We start from the raw sequence: 22,962 nt of genomic DNA, 5'->3' as shown, positions 1-22,962 counted from the left end.
GCTTTGGCCTTTGCTCTTAACTTTCGGTAACCGCCAGCCCACGCATTCACGGATTTGCCGTTGAATCGCTGGCCCTGGAATCACCGAAGGCGAATCCGGTGCGCCGGTCCTCGATAAGAGTTTTTATCCGCCCCATAGGATCTATAGGACTCGTACGCCTATCGGAAGCTCAGACCGCCGCCTTCTTCAGGCGGCGCCGTTCGCGCTCCGACAGCCCGCCCCAGATGCCGAAGCGTTCGTCATTGGCAAGGGCATATTCAAGGCATTCCGAGCGGACTTCGCAGGCGAGGCAGACCTTCTTCGCCTCCCGCGTGGACCCGCCCTTCTCGGGGAAGAAGGACTCGGGATCGGTCTGAGCGCACAGTGCGCGCTCCTGCCATCCGAGCTCCTCGTCCGCCTCCTCGACCAGCAGTTGCTGAAACAGCTCGGTCATGTGCGCCCCTCGTCTGTCATTTACGTCCCCGCGTCGTCACCTTCATCAAAGTACGGCAGAACGACACGGGTGAAATTACAAGTGTGCCGATCCGGGCCAGTCAAGCCGAGATCTGCTATTGGGCCCCTTATTCACTCTGCGGAACCAAAGCCAAGCAGAAAGTGTCCAAAAGATTACAAGTCCGGACAGACCCCTCTGCACCTTCCGCCACGGCCCCGGCCGCCCCGTTCCCCTCCGTAAGGAGAGGACGTCACGCGCGGCAATCCCGTTGCACCGTCCGGCCGAACGATGTTTGCGGCCGCGACTGGAGCGCCACCTGTCCATGGTCACACCCCCGCAAACCTTAGAGCACCCACAGTTACCGGATGAGGTGAAACATTGCCCCCAAAAGGGACACTCAGTTGACACAACGTGTCCGTGCCCGTCACCGTGGTGGGCATGCCAGTGAACGCCGCCCTCAGCCTGACCCGTAGCTACGGGTCCCGCTGCGCCGTGCAGGCTCGCTGTCGCTGTTCCAGCTGTTGATGCCGTCGACGCCCCAGAGCTCCGGCTGATCTCTCGCATCATTTCTGCTCCTCCCGCATCACGCGCCCGCGCGGCCGTCACCCGGCCGTCCACGGCACCACTGCGCCCCTGCGTCACCCCTGGCTCCGGGCGCCCACGCTCCGCCCGTCACGCGCCTGCCCCGCACCTTTGCCGAGGAATCCCCGCACATGAACAGCGACGTCCAGATCGCCGGCGACCCGCTCGCCATCCCCCACCTCATGCCGCCCGCGCCCGCCTACCCGCGCACCGTCGCCGAGTTCGCCGGGCTGGCCCGCGCCGTGGCCGCCGACCGCGCCTCCTGGGCCCACCTCGTCCGGTACGACGCCACCACCCGCTGGTACCACCGCCTCCGCACCGGCCCCGGCTACGAGGTGTGGCTGCTGAGCTGGGTGCCCGGCCAGGGCAGCGGGGCCCACGACCACGGCCCCTCCTCCGGGGTGCTGACCGTCCTCGAGGGCGAGCTGACCGAGATCACCGGAAGCACCGGGCCGCTGGGCGGCGCACGGCAGGTGCTGCGCGCCGGAGCTCAGCGAGTCTTCGCGCCCGGATACGCTCATGAGATCGTCAACGACTCCCTCGCGCCGGCCGTCAGCCTGCACGTCTACTCGCCCGGGCTGACCGAGATGCCCATGCGCAGCCCCTACCGGCAGGCGGCCGCGACACCCGCCCCCACGGCCGCAACGCTCACTCCCGGCGTCCGGGGTGTCGTCACCGGCTGACAGACTGTTATGCATGCCTATGCAGCGCATCGTCGTTCTGGCCGGCGGGATCGGGGGCGCCCGCTTCCTCCGTGGCCTCAAGTCAGCAGTCCCTGACGCGGACATCACCGTCATCGGCAACACCGGTGACGACATCCACCTCTTCGGCCTCAAGGTCTGCCCCGACCTCGACACCGTGATGTACACGCTCGGCGGCGGCATCCACGAGGAACAGGGCTGGGGCCGGGCCGGCGAGTCCTTCGCCGTGAAGGAGGAGCTGGCCGCGTACGGCGTCGGTCCCGAGTGGTTCGGGCTCGGCGACCGCGACTTCGCCACCCACATCGTCCGTACGCAGATGCTCACCGCCGGCTATCCGCTGAGCGCGGTCACCGAGGCGCTGTGCGAGCGGTGGCAGCCCGGGGTGCGGCTGCTTCCCATGAGTGACGACCGGGTCGAGACCCACGTCCTGATCGATGACCCCGAGGCCGGCTCCGGGGACGGCGCGGAGGCCGGTTCCGGTGCTCCCGCCCGTAAGGCCGTGCACTTCCAGGAGTACTGGGTCCGGCTGCGGGCCGGCGTGCCCGCGCACGCGATCGTGCCCGTCGGCGCCGACCAGGCCAAGCCCGCCCCCGGCGTCCTCGAAGCGATCGCCGCCGCCGACGTCGTGCTCTTCCCGCCCTCCAACCCCGTCGTCAGCGTCGGCACCATCCTGGCCGTGCCCGGCATCCGCGAGGCCGTCGCCGAGACCTCCGCGCCCGTCGTCGGCCTCTCCCCCATCGTCGGCGACGCGCCGGTTCGCGGCATGGCCGACAAGGTGCTCGCCGCCGTCGGCGTGGAGTCCACCGCCGCGGCCGTCGCAGCGCACTACGGCTCGGGGCTCATCGACGGCTGGCTGGTCGACACCGTCGACGCGGGCGCCGTCGAGAAGGTCGAGGCCGCGGGGATCCGCTGCCGGGCCGTGCCGCTGATGATGACGGACACCGAGGCCACGGCCGCCATGGCCCGCGAGGCGCTGGCGCTGGCCGAGGAGGTGCGGGCGTGAGCGGGGCTCCCGGGTACCGGGTGTGGGCCGTGCCGGGCATCCCCGAGGTGCGGCCCGGCGACGACCTCGTCAAGATCCTCGCCGGCGCGGTCACGGGCGAGGGCCTGCCCGGGCTCGCCGACGGCGACGTCCTGCTCGTCACCTCGAAGATCGTCAGCAAGGCGGAGGGCCGCATCGTGCGGGCCGGCGACCGTGAGGCGGCCATCGACGCCGAGACCGTACGGGTCGTCGCCCGGCGCGGGACGCTGCGCATCGTCGAGAACCGGCAGGGGCTGGTGATGGCCGCCGCAGGCGTCGACGCGTCCAACACCGCCGCCGGGACGATACTGCTGCTCCCCGAGGACCCCGACGCCTCCGCCCGCGCGCTGCGGGACGGGCTGCGGGAGACGCTCGGCGTCCGGGTCGGCGTCATCGTGACGGACACCTTCGGCCGGCCCTGGCGCAGCGGGCTGACCGACGTCGCCATCGGTGCGGCCGGGGTGCGGGTGCTGGACGACCTGCGGGGCGGTGTCGACTCGCACGGCAATCCGCTGAGCGCGACCGTCGTCGCGACGGCCGACGAGCTGGCCGCCGCCGGTGACCTCGTCAAGGGGAAGGCCGCGGGGCTGCCGGTCGCCGTGGTGCGGGGCCTGCCGCACGTCGTCGGCGAAGGCGACGACAGCGACGGCGGCGGCGCACGGGCGCTGGTGCGTTCCGCCGCCGACGACATGTTCCGGCTCGGCACGTCCGAAGCGGTCCGGGAAGCGGTGACGCTGCGGCGGACGGTGCGGGAGTTCACCGATGAGCCGGTCGACGGTGCTGCCGTGCGGCGGGCCGTTGCCGCCGCCATCACCGCTCCCGCCCCGCATCACACGACGCCCTGGCGGTTCGTCCTCCTGGAGTCCGAGGAGTCGCGGGTGCGGCTGCTCGACGCGATGCGGGAGGCGTGGATCGCGGACCTGCGGGGGGACGGCTTCAGCGAGGAGAGCATCGCCAAGCGGGTGCGGCGCGGTGACGTGCTGCGGAACGCGCCGTATCTGGTGGTGCCCTGTCTGGACATGGAGGGGTCGCACACCTACCCCGATGCGCGGCGGAACGCGTCCGAGCGCGAGATGTTCGTCGTCGCGGCCGGGGCCGCCGTGCAGAACTTCCTGGTGGCACTGGCCGGAGAGCGGCTCGGGTCGGCGTGGATCTCTTCCACGATGTTCTGCCGGGACGTGGTGCGGGAGGTTCTGGAGCTGCCGGAGGGCTGGGACCCGATGGGGGCCGTCGCGGTGGGGCGTGCGGCGGGGGCGCCCCGGGAGCGGCCGGCCCGGGTCGTGGAGGAGTTCGTCGAGGTGCGGTAGGGGGGTGGGGCCGGGCGCCGGGGCCTCCGGGGCAGGGCCCCTGGACCGTATATTTACGGCGCCCCTCGCCCCTGCGCGTGCTCACCCGGCGCTTGGCGCCGCAAATACACGTCAGCGTCCAGGGACCCTGCCCCTGCGGCCCCGTCGCCCTCCCGCCGTCTTCGCCTACAGCGCCCGGATGTCGTTGACCGAGTAACGCGGCGCTCTTCTCGGCGGTGTGACGCCGCTCAGCAGGATCAGGCGGCACGCCCTGTGGCGCTGGCCCTCGTACGGGGTCAGGAGGTCCAGCATCGTCTCGTCGTCGGTGCCCCGGGTGCCGGTCAGGGCGTAGCCGACGATCTTGGGGAGGTGGAGGTCGCCGACCGTGACGGCGTCCGGTGCGCCGTTGCTGCGCTGGAGCGTCTCCGCCGCCGTCCAGGGGCCTATGCCCGGGACGGCCTGCAGGCGGGCCGACGCCCGGGCGGCGTCCATGGCCGCCGCCTCCTCCAGGCGGGCCGCCACGCGGGCCGCCCGGACAATCGTCGCCGAGCGCTTGCCGTCCACGCCCGCCTTGTGCCAGTCCCAGGAGGGGATCATCGCCCAGGCTTGTGCGCTGGGCATCACGCGCATGCGGGGGTCCGGGCCGGGGGCCGGTTCGCCGTGCTGCTGGAGGAGGATGCGCCAGGCCCGGTACGCCTCGTCGCTCGTGACCTTCTGTTCCAGGACGGACGGGATCAGCGATTCCAGGACCAGGCCCGTACGGGCCAGCCTGAGGCCCGGGTTCCGGCGGTGGGCTTCGTGGACCAGGCGGTGGCGCGGCGTGAACGCGCCCGGGTCGTCCGTGGCCCCGAGGAGGGTCGGGAGCGTGTCCAGGAGCCACTCCGCGCCCGGGCCCCACGCCTCCGCGTGGATGCGTCCCCCGTGGTCGGTCACGTGGAGCGTGCCGGGGCCTTCCGGGGTGCGGCTCGCCCGCCAGACCGAGCCGTCCCGGCCCGGCCTGAACGCCGGGTCGCCCGGGCCCCGCGCCAGGACGCCCAGCGTGCGGCCCAGGTCGTAGGCCGGGGGCGGGGTCCAGGTGCGGGTCTTCACCCCGCCAGCCTACGTCCCGGCGGACGGGGGCTTTGCGCCGTTTGGGAGGGGTTTCTTACCGCCCCGCCTACTGGTCCGGCTACTGGTCCGGCTACTGATCCGACGAGAACCGGATCGCTCCCGGCGCGATCTCCGCCCCGCACCAGATCCGCGCGCCCGCTCGCAGCTCGTTGTCCGCGCCCACCTGCGCCCCGTCGCCGATCACCGCGCCGTCCAGCACCGTGCGCGCTCCGATCCGCGCGCCCGCGCCCACCAGCGAGTCGCGGATCTGCGCGCCCGCCTCGACGACCGCGCCGTCGAGCACCGTCGAGCCGTCCACCTCGGCGCCCGGCTCCACGCGTGCCCCGGCGCCGATGACCGTGCCGCCCGTCAGCTTGGCGTCCGGGGCCACCTCGGCGGTGTCCAGGACCAGCCGGTCGCCGCAGCGGCCCGGGACGGCCGGGGAGGGGGCCCGGCCCAGGACCAGGTCCGCCGAGCCCCGGACGAAGGCCTGCGGCGTGCCGAGGTCCAGCCAGTACGTCGAGTCGACCATGCCCTGCAGGTGCGCTCCGGCGGCGAGGAGGCCCGGGAAGGTCTCCCGCTCCACCGAGACCGGGCGGTCCGCCGGGATCGTGTCGATCACCGAGCGGTTGAAGACGTACGCCCCCGCGTTGATCTGGTCGGTGACGATCTCCTCGGGCGTCTGCGGCTTCTCCAGGAACGCCGTCACCCTGCCGGTCTCGTCGGTGGGCACCAGGCCGAAGGCCCGCGGGTCCTCGACCCGCGTCAGGTGCAGGGAGACGTCCGCGCCGGCGGTGCGGTGGGTGCGCACCAGGGCCTCGATGTCCAGGCCCGTGAGGATGTCGCCGTTGAAGATGAGGACGGGCTCGTCGGGCGCGGACCGCAGCTTGGAGGCGACGTTGCGGATGGCGCCGCCGGTGCCCAGCGGCTCCTCCTCGGTGACGTACTCCAGGTGCAGGCCGAGGGCGGATCCGTCGCCGAAGTACGGCTCGAACACCTCCGCCAGGTAGGACGTGGCGAGCACGATGTGCTCCACGCCCGCCGCGCGGGCCCGCGCCAGCTGGTGCGTCAGGAAGGGCACGCCCGCCGCGGGGACCATGGGTTTGGGCGTGTTCACCGTGAGCGGGCGCAGCCGGGTTCCCTTGCCGCCGACCAGGAGGATGGCTTCTGTCACCTTGTCGTCTCTGCTTCCTGCTGGGGCCGGGCCGTGATCGGCGGCCAGTGTATGCAGACCGGAGGGTGCCCCCGCGCCAGGTCAGCGACCCTGGAGGCGGGCGGCGGCGGAACGGGCGGCGCCGAGCTTGCTGTAGAGGCGGTCGCCGGGGCACTCCGTGGAGAAGCCGTCGCGGTGCCCGGAAATGACCTTGAGTTTGGCCTTGGTCCCCTTCTTGAAGAGGTTTCCGCCGCCGGACACCAGGGTCGTGGTGCCGGCCGGGTTGGCGCCGAACAGCCCGAGCTTCCAAGCGGTGAGGTCCGCCACCGCGTCGACCGCCGCGCCGGCCGGATTGCTGGTTCCGAACGTTCCGAGAACGGCGATGCCCATGCTGTTGCTGTTGAAACCGAGGGTGTGCGCGCCCTTGACTGGCCGGGCCACACCGCCCGCGCGGCCCTCGTAGATGGTGCCGCACTTGTCGATGAGGAAGTTGTAGCCGATGTCTCGCCAGCCGCTGCTCACAACGTGGTAGCGGTAGATACCACGGACGAGGGACGGGGACTGCGAGCAGGAGTAGCGGTTGCCGGAGGCCGTGTGGTGGACGAAGGCCGCGCGGACGGCTCCGGTGTAGACGAAGCCGGACTCCCGGAGGGATTCGTCGGCGCCCCAGCCGGCGCGCGTGACGATGCGGGGGCGCGGGCCGACGTAGCGGCCGCCCTCGGCGGAGTCGGAGCGGCCGGAGTCGTCCGCGTCGTCCTCGGACGCATAGCCGTCCTCGTCGTCCTCGGACTGCACCTCGCCGATCCCGGTGTATTCGACGTCACCCTCGGAGGCCGGCTTGGCGAGGGCGGGGATCTCGGTCGCGCCGAGGGGGGCGAGCGGGACGTTGGCGGCGGAGGCGGCGAGCTCGTTCTCGCTGGGGACGGGCGGGGCGGCGGAGCGGGGGGTGCGGTCCGCGCCGGGGTCGACGAGTTCGAGGCGCATCCCGGAGGGCAGGGCTCCGGTGGAGGTGCGGCCGGCGGCGTCGGGGCGGACGCGGACCTGGACGGCGTCCGAGGCGCCGACCCACAGGGGCGCGGTGGAGCCGCGCACCCGCCCGCGGCGGGCCTCGGGCGAGTCGGTGTCGGGGCGGTCGTCGTCGTGGGTGGAGACCTCCTGCCAGTCGGCCCACTCCCGGCTGCCGAGGGGACGGGTGCGCACCTCGGCGTGGCCGCGGAGCTCGGCGCCGGCGTCGTCCCAGACGATGCCGACCAGCGAGAACGGCTTGACCTCCCGCTGGGGCAGGCCCTGCTCCGGGGCGGTCTCGGGGCCCGACATGCGGCTCTTGCCGTGCAGCGGGACGAGTGGCAGCGACTGTGTGCTGCCGGGCACGGAGCGCGCGGTGACGCCCGGGTCCTGGGTGGACGGCGAGGCCGACGAGGGGGCGGCGAGGAAGGGCAGGGTGAGGGCGGCGGCGCAGGCGGTCACGGTCGAGGAGACGAGGATTCCACGCATGCCGAAAATCTTGGACATAACTATATAAATCTGTCCATTCGTCAAGTGGCCCACGGGTTCGCCCCGTGCGCTTTCGTACCCCTTCGGCGTCACCCTTCCGGCTGACCCGGGACCGCCCCGCCGCGTACCCTGGCGCCGATGAACGCCACCGATCGCACCCCCGCCGACCTGCTGCGATCCGCGCTCTCCGCGGATCCGGCCCGCCCGCTCGTGACCTTCTACGACGACGCCACCGGCGAGCGCGTGGAATTGTCCGTGGCCACCTTCGCCAATTGGGTGGCGAAGACCGCCAATCTGCTCCAGGGCGAGCTCGCCGCCGAGCCGGGCGACCGGCTCGCCCTGCTCCTGCCCGCCCACTGGCAGACGGCCGTCTGGCTGCTGGCCTGCTCCTCCGCCGGAGTGCTGGCCGACGTCGGCGGCGACCCGGCCGCCGCGGACCTCGTCGTCAGCGGGCCCGACACGCTGGAGGAGGCGCGGGCCTGCTCGGGCGAGCGCGTGGCGCTGGCCCTGCGCCCCCTGGGCGGCCGGTTCCCGCAGCCGCCGGCGGGCTTCGCCGACTACGCCGTCGAGGTCCCCAGCCAGGGCGACCGCTTCGCACCGTACGCCCCGGTCGACCCGGACGCCCCCGCGCTCGCCGTCGGCGGGCTGGAGCTGACCGGCGCCGAGCTGGTGGAGCGGGCCCGCACGGACGCCCTCCAGCACGGGCTCGGCGCGGGCTCGCGGATGCTGTCCGGCCTGCCCTACGACAGCTGGGACGGATTGTCCGCCGGGCTGTTCGCGCCGCTGGCCGCCGGCGGCTCGGTGGTGCTGTGCCGCCACCTCGACCGGCTCTCCGGCGGCGGCCTGGAGAAGCGCCGGGAGAGTGAGCGCGTCACCGTGACGGCCCTCTGACGGCCCTCCCGCGCTGCCGCGCCGCCGTTCCCGGGTGATGATCGGCCGTACGGACCGCAAGGCCCGTACGGCCATCGGCGTACGGACCCCGCTGTCCGTGACGACCGGCCCGAGTACGGCTCTCCGAGGAGGGACGCAGCGCAGCCGTGACCAACAGCCCAGGAAGGCCCGGCCCCCCGGCTTCCCCGTCCTGCTCCGCCTTCTTCGAGGAGCCGGACGAGCGGCCGCCCGCGCCCCGGCGGCGCCGCCGCTGGCTGCGCTGGCTGGCCCTGGCCACGGCGCTGGTGGTGCTGGCCGTGGTGGCGGTGGGCTGGTTCCTCTACGAGCGGCTGAACAGCAACATCACCACGGACACGGCGACCGCGGACGAGCTGCGCCGCTGGGAGAAGGAGCGCCCCGTCGCGCTGGTGAAGGGCGCCCAGAACATCCTGATCATCGGCTCGGACACGCGCAGCGGCGCGGGCAACGGCCAGTACGGCGGGGACAGCAGCACGCAGCGCTCGGACACCACGATCCTGCTGCACCTCGCAGCCGACCGGAAGAGCTCGACCGCCGTCAGCCTCCCGCGCGACCTGATGGCGGTGATCCCCCGCTGCCGGCGGCCGGACGGCTCCGAGACGAACGAGCGCTTCGCGCAGTTCAACTGGGCGTACGAGCAGGCGGGGGCGGCCTGCACGATCCGTACGGTCGAGAAGATCAGCGGCATTCGCATCGACCACCACGTGATCGTGGACTTCAACGGGTTCAAGCGGCTGGTGGACGCGGTCGACGGCGTCGAGGTGTGCCTCAAGCAGCCCGTCGACGACCACGAGGCGCGGCTGAAGCTGCCGGCCGGGCGGCAGACCCTCCACGGCGAGCAGGCCCTCGGCTACGTCCGCGCGCGCTACAGCCTCGGCGGGGGCAGCGACACCGAGCGGATGGGCCGGCAGCAGCAGTTCCTGGGCGCCCTGTTCAAGGAGATGCAGAGCGACGGGGTGCTCCTCAACCCCACGCGGCTCTACCCGGTGCTGGACGCGGCCACGTCGTCGCTGACGACGGACTCCGGCCTCGACTCGCTGCGGAAGATGTACGACCTGGTGCGCACGGTGCGGACCATCCCCAGCGAGCGGGCGCAGTTCCTGACCGTGCCGCGCCGCCCGTACCCGTACAACCCGGACCGGGACGAACTGGTGCAGCCGGACGCCGACCAGCTCTTCAAGCAACTGCGCGAGGACCGGCCGGTGTCGGTGAACGGGAACGTCCGGGCCGCGGAGAACAAGCCGGGAGGCGTACGGCCGGGAGGCGTGCGACCGGACGGTGCGCGGCCGGGGAACGGCAAGCCCGGGGCCGAGGACGGACCTGACGGTACGGAAGGTCCGGCGGGGCCGGGGAGCCCGGAGGGGCCTTCGGGAACGGAGAGCACGCGGGGGACCGGGGGTTCGGGGCGGACTCCGGGGGCCGGGGGGACGGCGGGCCCGGCCGCTCCGGGCCTGCCCCGCGCACCGCGCGGGACGGGTGGGACAGGCGGGACGAGCGGGCGGGAGGGCACCGCCGTGACCCCCGGTAGTAATTTCTCGGCAAATGCGAGTGCGCCGGCCTCCTCCGCCGGTTCTCCGCCGCCGACCGCTCCCCCGACGTATGACGGGACCACGGCCGCACGCGGCATCTGTGGATGAATCGCTCAAATCGCACGAACGGGTTTCCCGGCTCGGGCGAAGGGATTGAGCAGATTGCCCAGTTGTAGGGGAGTGGAATTTGTCACCGGCGTCGCTTGACGCTGAACTGGGCGGATAGTGTGAGCGATCCGGTGCGCACGGCCGGGCTGACCGCGCACTGCACAGACGACGTGACCGAGCGCCTCGGGGGGGTAGGCGCCGCGTGGCACCGACGGAGGATTCAAGCGACCGTGGACGCGCAAGGCCGTGGGCGGGCGGGCGGTATCGACCCCGCCGACCAGTGGGTCTTCGACCCGAAGACCGGCAGCTACGAGCTGCGTCTCGATCATGCCGACGGGGCGGAGCCTGCCCCCGGGCCGGGCTCGCCCCGCTCCACCCTCACCGACCCCGGCACTCCCGCCAGTTCCTTCGTGCCCTCCTCCAAGGCTTCCCCGAGCGCGGCTCCGCGCCCGGCCGCCCGCACGAAGGCGAAGCCCGGCGAGCGCGGTGACCGCGGGGACAACGGCGAGCGCGGTGAGCGCGGCGACGTGCCGGGCCAGCGGGCGACCGGCCGCCGCGGCACCGCGGCGGCGAAACCGGGAGCCAAGGCCGGGAGCAGGGCGGCGGCCGCCAAGGCCGCCGCGACGGGCCGGCGCAAGCCCAAGCCCAAGAAGTCCACGAAGAAGAAGGTTCTCCTGTGGACCGGCGGAACGCTGGCCTTCGTCCTGGTCGGCGGCTCCCTGGGCGCGTACCTGCTCTACGAGCACTTCAACAACAACCTCAACAAGGTTGACGTCGGCATCAACAACGGCGCCGTCACCAAGGGCCCCGTCAACATCCTGGTCATCGGCACCGACAAGCGGGACGGCGAGGGCAACAAGGGCTACGGCGACGAGGGCAGCGTCGGCCACGCCGACACCACCCTCCTCTTCCACGTCTCCGAGGACCGGTCGAACGCCACCGCGCTCTCCATCCCGCGCGACATGATCACCAACATCCCCGAGTGCACCACCAAGAAGGACGGGAAGACCAAGTCGATCCCCGGCTCGAAGGGCGTGCGCTTCAACGAGAGCCTGGGCCAGGAGGACCGTGACCCCGGCTGCACCTGGCGGACCGTCGAGCAGCTCACGGGCCTGAAGGTCACTCACTTCATGATGGCCGACTTCAACGCCGTCAAGAAGATGTCGTCGGCGGTCGGCGGCGTCGAGGTGTGCCTGGGCAAGGACATCGACGACCCCAAGTCGCACCTCAAGCTCAGCAAGGGCCGGCACAAGATCGAGGGCGAGGACGCGCTCGCCTTCGTCCGCACCCGGCACAGCGTCGGCTTCGAGAGCGACCTGGACCGCATCAAGCTCCAGCAGCAGTTCCTGAGCTCGATGATCCGCGAGATGAAGTCGGACGACACCTTCACCAACCCCAAGAAGCTCTACAACCTGGGCGACGCGGCGACGAAGTCACTGACCGTCGACTCCGGCATCGGGTCCGTCAGCGACCTGACCCGGCTGGCGAAGGACCTCAGCCGGGTCAACCTCAAGAACATCACCTTCGCCACCGTCCCCGTCCTCGACAACCCCGCCGAGGGCAAGAACCACAAGACGGTCGTCCTCGACAAGGCGAAGGCCGACCCCCTGTTCGCGATGGTCCGTCAGGACGTCTCCCTCACCGAGGTGAAGGAGAAGGAGAAGAAGGAGCAGGAGCAGGCCGACGCCAAGCAGGCCGCCCTGCTCCAGGGCCCGCGCGCGGAGCCCGCGGCCGTCCGGGTCAAGGTCCTCAACGGCAGCGGCAAGATCGGCGCCGCCCAGGAGGCCGTCCGCTGGATGCAGAACAGCAAGGGCATCCTCCACAGCAGCAACGGCGGCAACGCCCCCGGCGGCAAGAAGGCCGACAAGACGGTCCTGGAGTTCGCCCCGGCCCAGGCCGACCAGGCGCGCCGCCTCGCCGACGTCATGGGCCTCGACTCCGACGCCCTCAAGCAGAGCTCCGGCAGCGCCGCCCCGGCCGAGATGACCCTCGTCCTGGGCTCGGACTTCAAGGCCGCGGGCACCCCGGTTCACGTCGAGGCGCCCGCAAAGGCTCCGGAAGGCATCCAAAAGGTCGAAGCGGACGACAAGAACATCTGCGCCAAGTGAACCCAGGCACCGCCCACATGCATCTCACTATCGGACGGCCGGTCTGTTGAACCGCAGGCCGGCCCTGCCGCGCGCCCGGACCGGCGCGCACCGATCGACGAGACACCACACGCCTGCCCATCGGGCCGGACGCACCACTTAGGGGAGGCCTGATGCGGCAAAGCCGCGTGCGGGGGCCGCAGGCGCGCGAGAGCGTGCCGGGGGCACGCGAGAAGGACGGCGCCGGGGCCGCGGAGAAGACGGCGAAGGACGCCGGGAAGGACACCGGGCCGGAGGCCGGGCAGGACGGGAAGTCCGGAAAGGCCGGAGAGAGCGGGAAGGCCGCGAAGAGCGGCCAGGACGCCACGGCCGGGCAGGACGGGAGAGCCGGGGAAGGCTCCGGCGCCGGAGCACCGCCCGGCCGCCGCGCCCGCGCCGCCCGAATAGCCCGCTGGGCCGCGCTCTGCCTCGCGGTCCTCGTCCTCGGCACCTCCGCCGCGGGCTACTTCTACTACCAGCACCTCAACGGCAACCTGAAGAAGGACCTGCTCAACCTCGGCGACAAGCGGCTCGACCGCAGTGCCGCCAACGCCGAGGGCCAGCGCCCGCTGAACATCCTGCTCCTCGGCTCCGACAGCCGGAACACCGCCGAGAACGTCGCCCTCGGCGGCGCCCGCGAGGACGCCGGCCGCAAGCCGCTCGCCGACGTGCAGATGCTCGTCCACGTCTCGGCCGACCGCAGCAACATGTCGGTCATCAGCGTCCCGCGCGACACCCGGGTCACGATCCCCAAGTGCACCGACCCCGACGACGGGACGGTCTACAAGGAGACGAACCGGCAGATCATCAACACCAGCCTGATGAACGGCGGCCCCGGCTGCACCGTCGCCGCCTGGGAAGAGCTCACCGGCATCCCCATCGACCACTTCATGATGATCGACTTCTCGGGCGTGGTGAACATGGCCGACGCCGTCGGCGGCGTCCCGGTCTGCGTGGACAACAACGTCTACGACAAGCTGTCCGGCCTGCGCCTGGAGAAGGGCACCCACAACGTCAAGGGCCAGCAGGCCCTGCAGTGGCTGCGCACGCGCCACGGCTTCGAGGACGGCAGCGACATCGGCCGCACCCACGCCCAGCACATGTACATGAACGCGATGGTCCGCCAGCTGAAGTCCGGCACCAAGCTCACCGACCCGGACAAGCTCACCGACCTCGCCGAGGCCGCCACCAAGGCGCTCACCGTCGACAAGGACCTCGGCTCGGTCAAGAAGCTCTACGACCTCGCCGACGACATCAAGCGCGTGCCGTCCGACCGGATCACCATGACCACCATGCCGTGGGCGTCGGACCCGTGGGACCCGGACGCGCACGTCATCCCCAAGCCGGGCGACGCGGAGAAGCTGTTCTCGCTCGTCCGCAGCGACATCGCGCTCGACGGCAAGGACAAGAAGAAGGACGACAAGGGCGCGGCGCCGTCCGTGCCGGCCTCGCCCAAGGGCTCCATCGCGGTGACGGTGTTCAACGGCACCGGCACGGCCACCCAGCCGGTGGTCACCGGCCGCGGTGCCGAGATCGCCGCGGCGCTCGTCAAGCAGGGCTTCACCAAGGCCATCTCGGACTCGTCGCCGCGGGCCCAGGCCGATACGACGCTCAGCTACGCGAAGACCTCCCAGCGGGCCGACGCCCAGGCCCTGGCCAAGGCCCTCGGGCTGCCGGAGCGGGCGGTGCGGATGTCCACCGCGGTCGACGGGCTGACGCTGGTGATCGGCGGGGACTGGCGTGCGGGGACGACGTACCCGAAGGGCGACGACGCCAGCGGGGACGACAAGGGCACGAAGCCCGCGACGGGCGAGAAGACCGGGACCGGTGACAAGTCCGGGGCGGGTGAGAAGTCCGCTGCCGGCGAGAAGACCGGGAAGCCCGGCGACGACGACAGGACTCAGGGAACTCAGGGAGACGACAAGCCCAAGAAGGAGGCCGACAACAAGGCCCCCGAGAGCGCGGACCCGCTCAACGGCAGCGACACCTCCGCCTGTATGAAGGTCAACTCGCTGAATCGTTTCTGAGCATGCGTGAAGGGCCGGACGAACCCGTCCGGCCCTTCACGGAAACGCGATCAGGAGGCCCGCACCGGCTCCCGCCGGCTCGCGATGACCTTCTTCGCCAGCGACCGCGGGCTGGTCAGGAAGCCGAACCCCCACGACATGTGCATCGTGGCCAGCGCTACCGGGATCTGCACCCGCGCCTTCAGCGGCAGCCCCTTGCCCGCCGGGACCGAACCGGCGGCGATCGCCGCCAGGTACCCGCCGGGCACGACCAGGCCCCACGGGGTGACCGCGGCGCCCACCACGAGACCCGCGGCGATGGCGACGACGGCGGTCGGCGGCGCGAGGTAGCGCAGGTTGATCGAGCCCTGGTGGTAGCGGGCCACGACGTGGCGCCAGCGGCCGTAGTCCTTGTACTGCTTGGCCAGCGCCTTCACGCTCGGGCGCGGCCGGTAGGAGACCTTCAGCTCCGGCGAGAACCAGATCAGCCCGCCCGCCTCGCGGATCCGGAAGTTCAGCTCCCAGTCCTGGGCGCGGATGAACTCCTCGTTGTACCCGCCCTGCTGCTCCAGCGCCTCGCGCCGGAAGACGCCCAGATACACGGTTTCGGCCGGGGCGGCCGCGCCACCGGTGTGGAAGGCGGCGTTGCCGACGCCGATCTTCGACGTCATCGCCGCGGCGACGGCCTGCTCCCAGGCGTTCTCCCCCTCGGCGTGCATGATGCCGCCCACGTTCTGCGCGCCCGTCTCGTCGAGCAGGCGCACGGCCGTCGCGATGTAGTTCGGCGACAGCATGCCGTGACCGTCCACGCGCACCACGATCGGGTGACGGGACGCCTTGATCGCGGCGTTGAGGGCGGCGGGCGTCCGGCCGGTGGGGTTCGGCACGGTGTGGACCCGCGGGTCTTCGCGGACGAGCTCGGCGGCGATCTCGTCCGTACGGTCCGTGGACGGGCCGAGGGCGATCACCACCTCCAGCTCGCCGGCGTACTCCTGCTCCAGGATGTGCCGCACTGACGTGCGCAGATGCCGCTCCTCATTGAGCACCGGCATGATCACGGAAACGGCGGGCGGCTGCTGTTCGGACATGGTTCCTCGGGGATACGGGGTCCCCCCGGACGGGTGGGGGGAGCCGACGGAGTCGTCCGTCACGTTACCGCTTATGGCGGAACGGACGCTCCCGCCCGGGTGGCAGCGGGGGTCCGGACGGCGTGGAAACGCGGACTGCTGATCGTATTGACCTACATTTCCCGCCATGACCGCACCGGCTCCTGACCCCACCCCGCGCCGGGCCCGCCACGGCGCCCCCCGCCGGCGGCGCTGGGGGCTGCGGTTCGCGGCCTTCGGCGCCACGGCCGTCCTGGTGGCAAGCGGCCTCGGGCACGCCGTGGTGACGGGGATCGACCACCGCATCGGCCGGGTGGACCCCTTCCGCGGCCTGTCGAACCGGCCCGCCACGACCAGCAAGGGCATGAACATCCTGCTCGTGGGCACCGACGCCCGGGACCGGATCGACGCCGATCAGCGGCGCCGCTACCACCTGGGCGGCGCGGCCTGCCACTGCACGGACACGGTCATGCTGCTGCACCTGTCCGCCGCCCGGGACCGGGTCTCCGTGATCAGCCTGCCGCGCGACACCTACGCCGAGATCCCCGCCCACGTCGACGACGCGGGCCGCCCGCGCCCCGCCCACCCGCAGAAGCTGAACGCCGCGTACGCCGAGGGCGGCCCGGGGCTCACCGTACGGACCGTGGAGCAGCTCACCGGCGTGCACGTCGATCACTACCTGGAGGTCGACTTCACCACCTTCATGCGGACCGTGGACGTGGTGGGCGGGGTGCAGGTGTGCTCGTCGCGGCCGCTGAAGGACCCCTACAGCGGGCTCGACCTGCCGTCCGGCACGAGCACCCTGAATGGCGGGCAGGCCCTGCAGTACGTCCGCTCCCGCCACCTCGACGGGGCCTCCGACCTGGGCCGCATGCAGCGGCAGCAGCGCTTCCTCGCCTCCTTGCTGCACACGGCGACGGACGGCGGGGCGCTGCTGAACCCGGTGAAGTTCCAGCAGGTCGCCGCGACCCTGCTGGGCTCGGTGCGGGCGGACCGGGGCTTCGACGGCGAGACGCTGATCGGGCTCGGCCGGGCGATGAAGAACCTCTCGCCCGCGTCGGCGGAGTTCGTGTCGGTGCCGGTGGGGTCGGCGAACTATCCCGTGCCGCGGGTGGGCTCGACGGTGAAGTGGGACGACGCCGCGGCCGCGCGCCTCTTCGAGTCCGTACGGGAGGACCGGCCGCTGACGACCCGGCCGCAGCGGCAGGCCCACGACGCGAAGCCGCCGGTGCCGGGGCCCGCGCTGCCGCCCTCCCCCTCGCCCTCGCCGGCGCCGCCGGAGACGGCGCCGGGGCAGATCCGCATCCAGGTCTACAACGGCTCCGGCCGCCGGGGCCTCGCCCGGGAGACGGACCGCGCGCTGCGGGCCATGGGCTTCGCCACGACCGGGCTGCCCGCGGACGCGCCGGGGCCGGCGGTGCGGCGCACGGTGATCGAGTACGACCCGCACTGGGACCACGCGGTCCGGACGCTGGCATCGGCCCTGCCGGACGCGGAGCTCCGGCCCGTGGCGGGGCAGGGCCCGCTGATGAAGGTGACGGTGGGCACGGACTTCGGATCGGTGACCCCGGCGGGCCCCGGAAGCCCGGTGAAGCCGCAGGTGCCGCAGGCGCAGCGCCCGGGGGCGGTGTCCGGGGACAAGGTGCTGTGCCCGGAGAAGAGCCTGGTGTAGCGGGCCAGCGTGGGACGGGGTGCTCTGACGGGCCGGCCCGAGGGGGTCAGTCCTCGATGCCCTCGGCAGCCCGCGCGTCGCGCAGCTCCTTGATCGCCCGGCGGCGCGCGAGGCGGTGCGTCCGGCGGATCTGCGCCTCCTGGTAGCGGCGCCGGTCGCGCTCCGTCTCGGGGAGCACCGGCGGCACGGGCCGCGGCTTGCCGTTCTCGTCGACGGCCGCGAAGACGAGGTACGCGCTGCCGACCTGCACGGCCGGCGTCGACTCGTTCCAGCGCTCGGCGAGCACCCGCACGCCGACCTCCATGGAGGACCGCCCGGTCCAGTTGACCTGGGCCTTCACATGGACGAGGTCGCCGACGCGGACCGGTTCGAGGAAGGCCATCTCGTCCATGGAGGCGGTGACCGCAGGGCCTCCGGAGTGCCGTCCCGCGACGGCGCCGGCGACGTCGTCCACCAGCTTCATGATCACGCCGCCGTGGACGGTGCCCAGCAGATTGGTGTCACTGCCGGTCATGATGTGCGAGAGCGTCGTACGGGCGGCAGAGGTCGGCTTGCCCGCTATCTCCTGCTCCGGGCTCCGGTCCTGAATGGTCATGTCCACCACTGTATGCCGGGTGCGTGAAAGCCGGAGGATTGCATCAGCTCTGCAACAGGGGTGCCCCGAACACGTAGCCGATCGCCGGCCGGCCCGCCCGCAGGGCACACTTCGTGCATGAGCGATTGGCCCGGAGGGCGGAGCGAGAACCGTCGGCAGGCGTACGGGCGTGGCAGCACGGGCGCCGAGCCGGAGGGCGCACGTGCCATGCCGCACGTGCGGCGGGCGGCTCCGCCGCCGCAGTACAGCCCGCCCCAGGGCTACGACGGGGCCCCGGTCGCCGGCGGCCACCGCGTCGTCGGCCAGGGCGGCCCCGTCGACGGTCACGGCAGTGACGGATACAACACCGGACAGGTCTACGGCCGCGGCGCCCCGAACGGCCCGGGCGGGCCCGGCGGCCCGGCGGGGCCCGGCACCGGCGGCCGTCCGCCGCGCGCCACGCGCCCGGACTGGCGCAAGCGCATCAAGGTCGGCCTGGTGACCTTCGTCGCCCTGCTGCTGGCGGTCTCGCTCGGCACGTACTTCTGGGCCGACTCCAAGCTGCGCCAGGAGGTGGACCTCGGCAAGGTCAAGGACCGGCCGGCGTCCGGCGAGGGCACGAACTACCTGATCGTCGGTTCGGACAGCCGCGAGGGCCTGTCGGACGAGGACAAGAAGGAACTGCACACGGGGTCGGCGGACGGCAAGCGCACCGACTCGATGATGATCCTGCACACGGGCGACAACGGCACCACGATGCTGAGCCTGCCGCGCGACTCGTACGTCACGATCCCCGCCTTCACGGGGCAGAAGTCCGGCAAGCACTTCCCGAAGTCCACCCACAAGCTCAACCAGGCGTACTCGGACGGCGGCCCGGAGCTGCTCGCACAGACGATCGAGTTCAACACGGGCCTGCACATCGACCACTACGCGGAGATCGGCTTCGGCGGCTTCCGCAATCTGGTCGACGCGCTGGGCGGCGTGGAGATGTGCCTGGACAAGCCGCTGAAGGACCGGGACTCGGGCGCGGACTTCAAGGCGGGCTGCCAGGAGCTGAACGGCGCCCAGTCGCTGGCGTTCGTCCGCCAGCGCCACCAGGAGGCCGACCAGGACCTGGGCCGGATGCGCAACCAGCAGAAGTTCCTGAACACGCTCGCGAAGCAGGCGGCCTCGCCCGCGACCGTCCTCAACCCCTTCCGCCTCTACCCGGTGATCGGTTCGGGGCTCGACACGCTCATCGTCGACAAGGACATGGGGCTGTTCGACCTGATGGACATGTTCTGGGCGATGAAGGGCGTCACGGGCGGCGACGGCAAGCAGATGACCGTCCCGATCGCGAACCCGAACCTGCCCACGCCCAGCGACGGGGTGGCCGTGAAGTGGGACATGGCCAAGGCCGGGCAGCTCTTCGGCCAGCTGAAGAAGGACGAGAAGGTCACCGTCGCCGACAAGTGACGGACACGGGGCCCGGCCGGGGATCCTCTGCGGACTGCGGTCTGCGGACTACTGGCCGGGCTCCGCGGCATTGATGACGGCGAACGTGCCGCCCTGCGGGTCCTGCACGACGGCCATCCGGCCCGCCATCATGTCGAACGGCGGCTTGAGGACGTTGCCGCCGGCGCGCACGAGCGCGTCGACCGTGCTGTCGGTGTCGTCCACGGAGAAGTACGTCAGCCAGTGCGAGGGCGTGTCCGGCGGGATGCCGTCGATGCTCGCGAGCCCCTGCAGACCGCCGACCATGCGGCCGTCCACCTCCAGCGAGAAGTAGCCGGTGGCCCCCTCCATGGGGGCGGCCTTGATGCCGAGCGCCTTGGCGTAGAAGCCGGAGGCGGTGGCGGTGTCGCTGGTGTTGAGCTCGTTCCAGATCACGGCGCCGGGCTCGTTGACGATCTTCGCGCCCGCGAAGTCGCGCGCCTGCCACAGGCCGAAGACGGCGCCGGTCGGGTCGGCGGCCACGGCCATCCGGCCGATGGTCATGACGTCCATGGCGGACATCATCACCGTGCCGCCGTTGCTGACGATCCGGGACTGCGTGGCGTCCGCGTCGGCAGTCGCCAGGTAGGTGGTCCACACGGCCGGGGGCATCGGGTCCGGCTTGCTGCCGTCCGGGTTCATCGCCGCCATGATCCCGGCGACGGGCTTGCCGTCCAGCTCGCAGACCGCGTACCCGCCGGTCTCGGGCGGGCCCACCTCTGCCTGCCAGCCGAACAGGTCGCGGTAGAAGTCGAGCGCCGCCTGCTGGTCGGGGACCATGAGGTCCACCCAGCAGGGGGTGCCGGGCGCGTACGGGCCGGTGACGTCGGGCATGGCGGTGCCTCCAGGCGGGGGGCGATTACGGACGTCCTCGTCACAAGGATCGGCTCCGGGGTGCCCGCCCGCCAGCGGCGTACGCCCGTACGGGGGCAGAAAGGTGCCGGGCACTTTTCTGCCCGCCGCAACGGCGACCGGCCGCGACGGTGATGCCCGGCGGCGTCCGGCTACTTCGGCAGGTTGCGCGCCATGACGATGCGTTGGACCTGGTTCGTGCCCTCGTAGATCTGCGTGATCTTCGCGTCGCGCATCATGCGCTCCACCGGGTAGTCACGGGTGTAGCCGTAGCCGCCGAGGAGCTGGACGGCGTCCGTGGTGACCTCCATGGCGACGTCCGAGGCGAAGCACTTGGCGGCCGCGCCCTGGAAGGTGAGGTCGGCGTCGCCGCGCTCGGACTTGGCGGCCGCCGCGTAGGTGAGCTGGCGGGCCGCCTCGATCTTCATCGCCATGTCGGCGAGCATGAACTGGACGCCCTGGAAGTCGGCGATCGGCTTGCCGAACTGCTTGCGCTCCTGGACGTAGCCCTTGGCGTAGTCGAGCGCGCCCTGGGCGACACCGAGGGCCTGGGCGGCGATGGTGATGCGGGTGTGGTCCAGGGTCTTCATCGCGGTGGCGAAGCCCGTGCCCTCCGCGCCGATCATGCGGTCGGCGGGGATGCGGACGTTGTCGAGGTAGACCTCGCGGGTCGGGGAGCCCTTGATGCCGAGCTTCTTCTCCGGGGCGCCGAAGGAGACGCCCTCGTCGCCCTTCTCCACGACGAAGGCCGAGATGCCCTTGGAGCGCTTCTCGGGGTCGGTCACGGCCATGACCGTGTAGTACTCGGAGACGCCGGCATTGGTGATCCAGCGCTTGACGCCGTTGAGGACCCAGAAGTCGCCGTCGCGCACGGCGCGGGTCTTCATGCCGGCCGCGTCCGAGCCCGCGTCGGGCTCGCTGAGGCAGTACGAGAACATCGCGTCGCCCTTGGCGAGCGGGCCCATGTACTTCTTCTTCAGCTCCTCGGAGCCGGAGAGGATCACCGGGAGCGAGCCCAGCTTGTTGACCGCGGGGATCAGCGAGGACGACACGCAGACGCGGGCGACCTCCTCGATGACGATCACCGTGGCGAGGGCGTCGGCACCGGCGCCGCCGTACTCCTCGGGGACGTGCACCGCGTGCAGGTCCGTGGCGACGAGGGCGTCCAGCGCCTCCTGGGGGAAGCGGGCCTCCTCGTCCACCGCGGCGGCGTGCGGGGCGATCTTCTCCTCGGCGAGCTGGCGCACGACCTTGCGCAGCTCGTCGTGCTCCTCGGACGGCCGGTAGAGGTCGAAGTCCGTGTTTCCCGCCAAGGCGTACTCCCCAGAGTTAACTACCGTTTAGTAACCCTGATTCTAGGGGCGGCCCCGGGACACGGATACGTGAGCTTGCCGACAGCGCTCCACCGGGCCCGCCCGTACCGCCGTCCACCCCGCTCCTTCCCTGCTCGGGGCCCGACTATGCTCGGGCACCGCAGTCCCGCCCGTCAGCACATGGAGCACGCATGGCCCCCAGGATCACCGTGATCGGCACCGGCTACCTCGGCGCCACCCATGCCGCGGCCATGGCCGAGCTCGGCTTCGAGGTGCTGGGCCTGGACGTGGACCCCGGGAAGATCGAAATGCTCGGGCGCGGCAAGGTCCCGATGTACGAGCCGGGCCTGGAGGAGCTGCTGCAGAAGCACGTGGCCGGGCTGGAGGGCTCGACCGGGCGGCTGCGCTTCACGACCTCCTGGGAGGAGGTCGGCGAGTTCGGCGACGTCCACTTCGTCTGCGTGAACACTCCGCAGAAGCACGGCGAGTACGCGTGCGACATGTCCTACGTCGACGCCGCCGTCACCTCCCTCGCCGCCGTGCTGCACCGGCCCGCGCTCGTCGTCGGCAAGTCCACCGTCCCCGTCGGCAGCGCCGCGCGGCTCGCGCGGCTGCTCACCGAGCTGGCCCCGGCCGGCGACGAGGTCGAGCTGGCCTGGAACCCCGAGTTCCTGCGCGAGGGCTTCGCCGTCCGGGACACCCTGCACCCCGACCGCATCGTCGTCGGCGTCTCCGGCGAGCGGGGCGAGAAGCTGCTGCGCGAGGTGTACGCCGGGCCGATCGGTGAGGGCACGCCCTTCGTCGTCGCCGACTACCCGACCGCCGAGCTGGTCAAGACCGCCGCGAACTCCTTCCTCGCGACGAAGATCTCCTTCATCAACGCCATGGCCGAGGTGTGCGAGGCCGCCGACGGCGACGTGGTGAAGCTGGCCGAGGCCATCGGCCACGACGACCGCATCGGCAAGAAGTTCCTGCGCGCCGGCGTCGGCTTCGGCGGCGGCTGCCTGCCCAAGGACATCCGCGCCTTCATGGCCCGGGCCGGCGAGCTCGGCGCGGACCAGGCGCTGACCTTCCTCCGCGAGGTCGACTCCATCAACATGCGCCGCCGGGCGCACATGGTGGAGCTGGCGCGCGAGGCGGTCGGCGGCAGCTTCCTCGGGCAGCGGGTCGCCGTGCTCGGCGCGACGTTCAAGCCGGACTCGGACGACGTCCGCGACTCCCCCGCGCTCAACGTCGCCGGGCAGATACACCTGCAGGGCGGCCAGGTCACCGTCTACGACCCGAAGGGCATGGAGAACGCGCGGCGCCTCTTCCCGACCCTGGCCTACGCGCCGAGCGCGCTGGAGGCGTGCCGGGGCGCGCGGGTCGTGCTGCACCTGACCGAGTGGGGCGAGTTCCGGGAGCTCGACCCGGCGGCGGTCGGCGCGGTCGTCACGGAGCGCCACCTGATCGACGGCCGCAACGCGCTGGACGCGGCGGCGTGGCGCGAGGCGGGCTGGACTTTCCGCGCGATGGGCCGCCCTCGCGCCTGACGG

At 72.0% G+C, this 22,962-nt stretch carries 18 protein-coding genes; 10 read left to right on the top strand and 8 right to left on the bottom strand.

Annotated elements, in window-relative coordinates:
• Window positions 1-169 precede the first annotated feature (169 nt).
• The gene (locus ACFZCD_RS29970) at window positions 170-433 is read right to left on the bottom strand and encodes a WhiB family transcriptional regulator (protein ID WP_004952403.1); all 264 of its coding nucleotides are present in this window, start codon (window positions 431-433) and stop codon (window positions 170-172) included.
• A 713-nt stretch (window positions 434-1,146) separates the two neighbouring features.
• Between ACFZCD_RS29970 and ACFZCD_RS29965 the strand changes: the two genes are divergently transcribed.
• From ACFZCD_RS29965 to ACFZCD_RS29955, 3 genes are read left to right on the top strand one after another with little or no spacing between them, the layout of a single operon-like run.
• Window positions 1,147-1,698 carry a cysteine dioxygenase gene (locus ACFZCD_RS29965; RefSeq protein WP_391836183.1) on the top strand — a complete coding sequence of 184 codons (552 nt, stop codon included), beginning with the start codon at window positions 1,147-1,149 and terminating at the stop codon, window positions 1,696-1,698.
• Between the two features lie 19 nt (window positions 1,699-1,717).
• Entirely contained in the window at window positions 1,718-2,719 is a 1,002-nt protein-coding gene (gene cofD / locus ACFZCD_RS29960) for a 2-phospho-L-lactate transferase (RefSeq protein ID WP_391836206.1), read from the top strand.
• Window positions 2,716-4,044 (top strand): coenzyme F420-0:L-glutamate ligase, encoded by a 1,329-nt coding sequence (locus ACFZCD_RS29955; RefSeq protein WP_391836182.1) that lies wholly within the window; start codon window positions 2,716-2,718, stop codon window positions 4,042-4,044. Before cofD ends, ACFZCD_RS29955 begins: the two co-directional genes overlap by 4 nt.
• A gap of 165 nt (window positions 4,045-4,209) precedes the next feature.
• On the opposite strand, the gene ACFZCD_RS29950 is transcribed toward ACFZCD_RS29955, so the two are convergent.
• The 3 genes from ACFZCD_RS29950 to ACFZCD_RS29940 all read right to left on the bottom strand — a co-directional run bounded on the left by ACFZCD_RS29950 (window position 4,210) and on the right by ACFZCD_RS29940 (window position 7,759).
• The gene (locus tag ACFZCD_RS29950) at window positions 4,210-5,112 is read right to left on the bottom strand and encodes a DNA-3-methyladenine glycosylase family protein (protein ID WP_391836181.1); all 903 of its coding nucleotides are present in this window, start codon (window positions 5,110-5,112) and stop codon (window positions 4,210-4,212) included.
• A gap of 91 nt (window positions 5,113-5,203) precedes the next feature.
• On the bottom strand, window positions 5,204-6,286 hold the full coding sequence (locus tag ACFZCD_RS29945; RefSeq protein ID WP_391836180.1) for a sugar phosphate nucleotidyltransferase: 1,083 nt from the start codon (window positions 6,284-6,286) through the stop codon (window positions 5,204-5,206).
• Window positions 6,287-6,367: 81 nt separating this feature from the next.
• Window positions 6,368-7,759, bottom strand: a complete 1,392-nt coding sequence (locus ACFZCD_RS29940) for a peptidoglycan recognition protein (RefSeq protein ID WP_391836179.1) — start codon at window positions 7,757-7,759, stop codon at window positions 6,368-6,370.
• Between the two features lie 138 nt (window positions 7,760-7,897).
• Here ACFZCD_RS29940 and ACFZCD_RS29935 point away from each other — a divergent pair, with 138 nt between their 5' ends.
• From ACFZCD_RS29935 to ACFZCD_RS29920, 4 genes are all read left to right on the top strand, one after another.
• Window positions 7,898-8,650 carry a TIGR03089 family protein gene (locus ACFZCD_RS29935; protein WP_391836178.1) on the top strand — a complete coding sequence of 251 codons (753 nt, stop codon included), beginning with the start codon at window positions 7,898-7,900 and terminating at the stop codon, window positions 8,648-8,650.
• Window positions 8,651-8,796: 146 nt separating this feature from the next.
• Window positions 8,797-10,305, top strand: a complete 1,509-nt coding sequence (locus ACFZCD_RS29930) for an LCP family protein (RefSeq protein WP_391836177.1) — start codon at window positions 8,797-8,799, stop codon at window positions 10,303-10,305.
• Between the two features lie 230 nt (window positions 10,306-10,535).
• On the top strand, window positions 10,536-12,413 hold the full coding sequence (locus ACFZCD_RS29925) for an LCP family protein (protein WP_391836176.1): 1,878 nt from the start codon (window positions 10,536-10,538) through the stop codon (window positions 12,411-12,413).
• A 152-nt stretch (window positions 12,414-12,565) separates the two neighbouring features.
• Window positions 12,566-14,458, top strand: coding sequence for an LCP family protein (locus ACFZCD_RS29920; protein ID WP_391836175.1), 1,893 nt, complete (start codon window positions 12,566-12,568; stop codon window positions 14,456-14,458).
• Between the two features lie 50 nt (window positions 14,459-14,508).
• Here ACFZCD_RS29920 and ACFZCD_RS29915 read toward each other — a convergent pair whose 3' ends face one another.
• Complete coding sequence (locus ACFZCD_RS29915) at window positions 14,509-15,525, bottom strand: glycosyltransferase family 2 protein (protein WP_391836174.1); 1,017 nt, start codon at window positions 15,523-15,525, stop codon at window positions 14,509-14,511.
• Between the two features lie 166 nt (window positions 15,526-15,691).
• On the opposite strand from ACFZCD_RS29915, the gene ACFZCD_RS29910 reads away from it, so the two are divergent.
• On the top strand, window positions 15,692-17,215 hold the full coding sequence (locus ACFZCD_RS29910) for an LCP family protein (protein ID WP_391836173.1): 1,524 nt from the start codon (window positions 15,692-15,694) through the stop codon (window positions 17,213-17,215).
• Window positions 17,216-17,261: 46 nt separating this feature from the next.
• Here ACFZCD_RS29910 and ACFZCD_RS29905 read toward each other — a convergent pair whose 3' ends face one another.
• A complete protein-coding gene (locus tag ACFZCD_RS29905) occupies window positions 17,262-17,810 on the bottom strand; it encodes an acyl-CoA thioesterase (RefSeq protein WP_391836172.1) in 549 nt (182 codons plus the stop codon).
• A 117-nt stretch (window positions 17,811-17,927) separates the two neighbouring features.
• On the opposite strand from ACFZCD_RS29905, the gene ACFZCD_RS29900 reads away from it, so the two are divergent.
• Window positions 17,928-19,244, top strand: a complete 1,317-nt coding sequence (locus ACFZCD_RS29900; protein WP_391836171.1) for an LCP family protein — start codon at window positions 17,928-17,930, stop codon at window positions 19,242-19,244.
• A gap of 48 nt (window positions 19,245-19,292) precedes the next feature.
• On the opposite strand, the gene ACFZCD_RS29895 is transcribed toward ACFZCD_RS29900, so the two are convergent.
• Together ACFZCD_RS29895 and ACFZCD_RS29890 are read right to left on the bottom strand one after the other, a co-directional pair.
• On the bottom strand, window positions 19,293-20,096 hold the full coding sequence (locus ACFZCD_RS29895) for a VOC family protein (protein WP_391836170.1): 804 nt from the start codon (window positions 20,094-20,096) through the stop codon (window positions 19,293-19,295).
• 170 nt (window positions 20,097-20,266) lie between these two features.
• The gene (locus tag ACFZCD_RS29890) at window positions 20,267-21,427 is read right to left on the bottom strand and encodes an acyl-CoA dehydrogenase (protein ID WP_106677496.1); all 1,161 of its coding nucleotides are present in this window, start codon (window positions 21,425-21,427) and stop codon (window positions 20,267-20,269) included.
• Between the two features lie 191 nt (window positions 21,428-21,618).
• Here ACFZCD_RS29890 and ACFZCD_RS29885 point away from each other — a divergent pair, with 191 nt between their 5' ends.
• Window positions 21,619-22,959 carry a UDP-glucose dehydrogenase family protein gene (locus tag ACFZCD_RS29885; RefSeq protein ID WP_391836169.1) on the top strand — a complete coding sequence of 447 codons (1,341 nt, stop codon included), beginning with the start codon at window positions 21,619-21,621 and terminating at the stop codon, window positions 22,957-22,959.
• Window positions 22,960-22,962: the final 3 nt, after the last annotated feature.

This window comes from Streptomyces sp. NPDC008001 (genome assembly GCF_042958085.1).
In the GTDB taxonomy this organism is placed as follows: Bacteria; Actinomycetota; Actinomycetes; order Streptomycetales; family Streptomycetaceae; genus Streptomyces.
The sequence above is the reverse complement of the archived record's forward strand: the minus strand, read 5'-3'. Positions and strand labels throughout refer to the sequence as shown.

Excerpts from the sequence above, each read along its gene's own strand:
- ACFZCD_RS29910 (WP_391836173.1), top strand. The coding sequence starts at position 15,692 with ATGACCGCACCGGCTCCTGACCCCACCCCGCGCCGGGCCCGCCACGGC.
- ACFZCD_RS29970 (WP_004952403.1), bottom strand. The coding sequence starts at position 433 with ATGACCGAGCTGTTTCAGCAACTGCTGGTCGAGGAGGCGGACGAGGAG.
- ACFZCD_RS29920 (WP_391836175.1), top strand. The coding sequence starts at position 12,566 with ATGCGGCAAAGCCGCGTGCGGGGGCCGCAGGCGCGCGAGAGCGTGCCG.
- cofD (WP_391836206.1), top strand. The coding sequence starts at position 1,718 with ATGCAGCGCATCGTCGTTCTGGCCGGCGGGATCGGGGGCGCCCGCTTC.
- ACFZCD_RS29895 (WP_391836170.1), bottom strand. The coding sequence starts at position 20,096 with ATGCCCGACGTCACCGGCCCGTACGCGCCCGGCACCCCCTGCTGGGTG.
- ACFZCD_RS29965 (WP_391836183.1), top strand. The coding sequence starts at position 1,147 with ATGAACAGCGACGTCCAGATCGCCGGCGACCCGCTCGCCATCCCCCAC.
- ACFZCD_RS29885 (WP_391836169.1), top strand. The coding sequence starts at position 21,619 with ATGGCCCCCAGGATCACCGTGATCGGCACCGGCTACCTCGGCGCCACC.
- ACFZCD_RS29905 (WP_391836172.1), bottom strand. The coding sequence starts at position 17,810 with ATGACCATTCAGGACCGGAGCCCGGAGCAGGAGATAGCGGGCAAGCCG.
- ACFZCD_RS29940 (WP_391836179.1), bottom strand. The coding sequence starts at position 7,759 with ATGCGTGGAATCCTCGTCTCCTCGACCGTGACCGCCTGCGCCGCCGCC.
- ACFZCD_RS29900 (WP_391836171.1), top strand. The coding sequence starts at position 17,928 with ATGAGCGATTGGCCCGGAGGGCGGAGCGAGAACCGTCGGCAGGCGTAC.
- ACFZCD_RS29935 (WP_391836178.1), top strand. The coding sequence starts at position 7,898 with ATGAACGCCACCGATCGCACCCCCGCCGACCTGCTGCGATCCGCGCTC.
- ACFZCD_RS29915 (WP_391836174.1), bottom strand. The coding sequence starts at position 15,525 with ATGTCCGAACAGCAGCCGCCCGCCGTTTCCGTGATCATGCCGGTGCTC.